The 4563-nt window shown below is 54.5% G+C and carries 4 protein-coding genes; all 4 read left to right on the forward strand.

All coding sequences use genetic code 11. The features are described 5' to 3' along the window. The first annotated feature begins 72 nt into the window (after positions 1 to 72). Positions 73 to 1815 (forward strand): phage tail tape measure protein, encoded by a 1743-nt coding sequence (locus CJP72_RS26465; RefSeq protein ID WP_162383870.1) that lies wholly within the window; start codon positions 73 to 75, stop codon positions 1813 to 1815. 32 nt (positions 1816 to 1847) lie between these two features. Then, positions 1848 to 3137 (forward strand): DNA circularization protein, encoded by a 1290-nt coding sequence (locus CJP72_RS26470; protein ID WP_162383871.1) that lies wholly within the window; start codon positions 1848 to 1850, stop codon positions 3135 to 3137. Further along, positions 3134 to 4225 carry a phage baseplate assembly protein gene (locus CJP72_RS26475; RefSeq protein WP_162383872.1) on the forward strand — a complete coding sequence of 364 codons (1092 nt, stop codon included), beginning with the start codon at positions 3134 to 3136 and terminating at the stop codon, positions 4223 to 4225. The genes CJP72_RS26470 and CJP72_RS26475 overlap by 4 nt, the downstream gene beginning before the upstream one ends. Next, the coding region (locus CJP72_RS26480; protein WP_162383873.1) for a phage baseplate assembly protein V at positions 4225 to 4563 on the forward strand (339 nt) is incomplete at its 3' end. The genes CJP72_RS26475 and CJP72_RS26480, both read left to right, overlap by 1 nt.

Here is a 4563-nt window from a genome sequence, read left to right on the forward strand (position 1 = left end):
TTATGCGTAAACCGTTGGGGGAGTTCTTCGAAATGGAATCGCATGCCGTCAGAATAGCGGAGGTGCGTAATCGTGGCTGATAGCTTTCAATTAAAGGCCATCATTACCGGAGTCGATAAACTTTCCCCGGTGCTTGATGGCATATCTAAAAACGTTAAAAAAGCCGGGAAGGGGGTCGAAGAAAAAGCGCTGATGGCTGGCGCCTTTGGCACCGCCTGGTCGCTTGCGTTGGCGAAACCTGTCACCGATGCGATCGCGTTTGAAAGTGCTATGGCAGACGTGCGCAAGGTGGTGAACTTTGACACGCCACAGCAGTTTAAGCAGATGGGCCAGGACATTCTCGATATGTCCACTCAATTGCCGATGGCTGCCAACGACATTGCAAAAATAATGGCCGCAGGTGGGCAGGCCGGGCTTGCTGCCGGTGATTTGAAAGAGTTCGCGACAACCGCTGTAAAAATGGGGATCGCGTTCAACGAAACCGCCGACGAAGCCGGGCAGCAAATGGCGCAGTGGCGTGTTTCGCTCGGGCTTACGCATGATCAGGTTGTTCAACTGGCAGACCAGATCAACTACCTGGGCAACACCGGGCCGACAACTGCCGCCAATATTACTGATGTGGTTACGCGCGTCGGATCGCTGGGGAAGATTGCGGGTTTTGCCACTTCGGATGTTGCTGCGTTGGGGGCAACAATTGGCTCTGCCGGTATTCAGTCCGAAGTTGCCGCGACCGCGATTAAAAAGGTGTTCACCACACTGGCTTCGGGCCAGAAGATGACGAAAGACCAGAAAGAGGCGATGAGGTCGTTACACCTCAACCCTAAAACACTGGCGTCTGATCTTCAGAAAAATGGTAAAGCCGCGCTGATGCAGGTATTCGAACAACTGAGTAAAGTTGCGCCTGATAAGCGTGTGGAGGTGCTAAAAACGCTGTTCGGTGAGGAATCAGTGGGGGCGATCGCACCGCTGCTGGCGAATCTGTCTCTGTTGAAAACTAACTTTAACCGTGTGGCCGATTCGGCGCAGTACGCCGGATCCATGCAAAAAGAGTACGCCAGCCGGGCCAGCACCACGGCGAATCAGCTCGAACTCCTGCAGAACAACCTCAACAGAATAAGTGTTAACACCGGCGATGCGTTGCTGCCCGCCGTCAATGACGGATTAAAACAGGCTATGCCGCTGCTCGATGAAGTCGCCAGTTTTGTGCAAGCCAACCCTGAAGTGATCAAGATGGCTGCTGGTGCTGCAGCCGGGCTGGCTGCGATTGGTGGTCTGGCGGCGATAACATTGATTGTTGGCGCTGTTGGGCCTCTCGGTATCATGCTGGGCTCTTTGGTGGCAGCGGGTACATTCATTGCGGCCAACTGGAGTACCATAAAAGATGCCTGGGAACACGGTAAGCCAATGGCACCGAAACCACTGACGGCACAGCAGCAGGAGGTGGCGAACGCCTTTGACTACAACAAAAAAGCCGCCACTCCTGGCTGGGGGCTACTTGCCGTTCAGCAGGAAGTCGCCAACAAACAGGGTGGCAACGATTTTTTGCGAGACATTCGTGTGATCACCGGGCAGCAAGGACCGACCCCGTTTAGCCGTGGAAACGGGCCGGCCTACAATTACAGCGCACCGACCGGGCAGGATATGCTTACAGGTGCGAAAGGGCACCTGCAGGGCGAACTGGTTGTTCGGTTTGACGGTGCGCCACCGGGTATGCGTGTATCTGGAGGGCAGACTAATGCACCGGGGGTACGGTTAACTCCCGAGGTCGGATACAACCGCTTCAGCTCCCAAAACCTTTACCGCACAAACCAGTAACCCGCTCCGGCGGGTTTTTTTATGGGTGAAATATGGATACCTGGCGTTTCAGCATACGACCTGCATCCTTCCGCGGGGTGCCGTTCAAAGTAGCCGAGGATGAGGCGACGTTCGGGCGCAGGACAGTGCCTCATGAATACCCGTTACGTGATGTGCCGTACACCGAAGATATGGGGCGCAAAGTTCGTCGTTATTCGGTGTCGGCGTATGTCATTGGTTCTGATTTTATGGCGCAGCGCGATCGCCTGCTTACCGCGCTTGAACAGGGTGGCTCCGGTACGCTGATCCATCCGTTTTACGGCTCGCTCACGGTTAACGTTGACGGTGACATAACGTTTCGTCACAGCCGCGACAATGGCGGGATGTGTGAAATATCCCTGAAATTTATTGAATCAGGCCAACTGAGTTACCCGACGGCAGGCGGTGCAACGGCACAGAATGTGGAAAATGCTGCCGATGCTGCGGATCAGTCCTTTGCCGATAAGTTTCTGGATGATTTCGATTTAACCGGGCCAGACTGGATCAGCGATGGAGTGATTCAGAGCGTCAGCGATATGCTGGACGATGTGATCGAATTTTTTGAAATGGTGGACAGCGGAATTAGTGATCTTGCCCGACTGCTGCAGGGGGATTTGTCAGTGCTGTTCCCGCCGCCGTCGCAGGTAGCTGAAATTATCAGCCGTGTGCAGGCAATGTGGGCGGCAGGCAAATCGATTTACTACAACACCGACAGTGCGATTAGCGCCGTGGATAACCTGAAATATATCTCAGGTATCGATTCACTGGCCCCGCGGGGTGTATGGCCCACGCAGAGCGCATCGCAGCAACAAACAACCGTCGCTACAAATGCATTTTCTCAGTTGATGCGCAGCTCGGCGATCACGCAATCCACCCGCCAGTTTTCTGCTCTGCCGACCCCGACCGCCAGCAATTACAACTACCGGTCAGCCACTCGCGCAGCGCTCACGGATTCGCCCAGACAGAACAACGAACCGTCTGTGCTGCCTGTCAGTTATGACCAGCTGGCCCGCCAGCGAACCAGCTACAGTCAGCTATTTGACCGCGAAACCTGCCGGGTATCTGGCGACGAACCGTTTATTAGGATTGAAGATTTACGCCAGACCGTCTGGCTGGATATTCAAAAACGGTTGCAACTCACTGCAAAAACCGTAACGCGCACGCCGGACGATGTAACCCCGGCAGTAGTACTGGCAGCTGACTGGTACGACGATGCCAGCCGCGGTGCCGAGATAGTTGCACTCAATAACATTCCTCATCCGGGATTTGTACCACCGGAACCGCTACGAGTGGCCTCTGAATGACTGATCATGATGTAACCCTGCGTGTTAACGGTAAGGAGTTTTCTGGCTGGATGCGCGTAACCATTTCGGCAGGAATTGACCGTATTTCCCGAAGTTTTGACGTCGAGATAACCCGGCAATGGCCCCAGACCGGAAACCTGACTGAACTGGAATTGCCAGTGATTGAAGGTGATCTGGTGGAAGTTCTGATCGGTACCGACAAAGTAATCACCGGTTATGTGGATGCAACGCCGCTGCGCTACGACGCAAGACAGATAAGTGCCAGTGTTAACGGGCGCAGTAAAACCGAAGACCTGATCGACTGTTCGGCGCCCACACAGCCGGGCCAGTTCACAAACCGGACGTTGGCGCAGATCGTCACCACGCTGGCGCAACCCTTTGGTGTGAATGTCGTCAGTAACTCACCGGAAAGTAACACGTTAACCAGTTTCCAGATTGATTACGGTGAAACCGTCGAGGAAGCGCTAAATCGCTTGCTGGGGATGGAACAGGTGCTGGCGTTCGACAATACCGATGGTGAGCTGGTGCTGGATACGGTAGGCACAAAAAAAGCGGTCACAGCATTGGTGCTGGGAGAAAATATTATCAACGCCGGAAGTCAGCGCGATTTCAGTGATCGGTTTTCTGAAATCACGGTGACAGGCCAGCGTGCTGGTTCTGATGATGACTACGGTTCTACAACGAACAGCAAGATCACCGCCACTGTGAAAGATGCTGCCGTGAGACGCTTTCGCCCGTTGACGATAAAGCAGTGCGGCAATGCCACGCTTGCCACTTGCAAAGCTCGTGCGCAGTACGAAAAAGCGCACAGGGAAGGGCAGACGCTTGAAACCATCTACACGGTGCAGGGCTGGCGGCAGGGCAACGGGCAGTTGTGGCAGCCTAACCAGCGCGTCGTCGTTTGGGATCCGGTGATGGGCTTTACAAACACCGAACTGGTGGTGGCAGAAGTCACCTGGCAACTTGACGACAAATCGGGATTCACTACCCAAATGCGCGTCGGGCCGCAAGCCGCGTATATGCCAGAACCTAAACTGATGACGCGCCACCACAAGAAAGAATCGGACGACGACGGGGATGATTTCTGATGAAAGCAGCATTACGAGGGCTGCAGCGTTCTGTTTCTAACTTGCTGGCCCGCGCCGTGGTTACAGGGCTAAATACTGCCAGTAAATGCCAGATGGTTCAGGTTGAATTACTGGCAAACGAGCAGAAAGAGAACGTTGAACATCTTGAACCCTATGGATTTACCAGCGCTCCGCATTCCGGGGCCGAGGGTGTGGCTGTGTTCCCGGACGGCGACCGATCTCACGGTGTGATCCTGATGGTGGCAGATCGCCGCTACCGCATTAAAGGGTTGAATGCGGGGGAGGTGGCTATTTACACAGACGAAGGCGACAGCATTATCCTCAAACGCGGGAATGCC

The sequence above is a fragment of the Citrobacter sp. NCU1 genome (assembly GCF_010231475.1).
In the GTDB taxonomy this organism is placed as follows: Bacteria; Pseudomonadota; Gammaproteobacteria; order Enterobacterales; family Enterobacteriaceae; genus Citrobacter_D.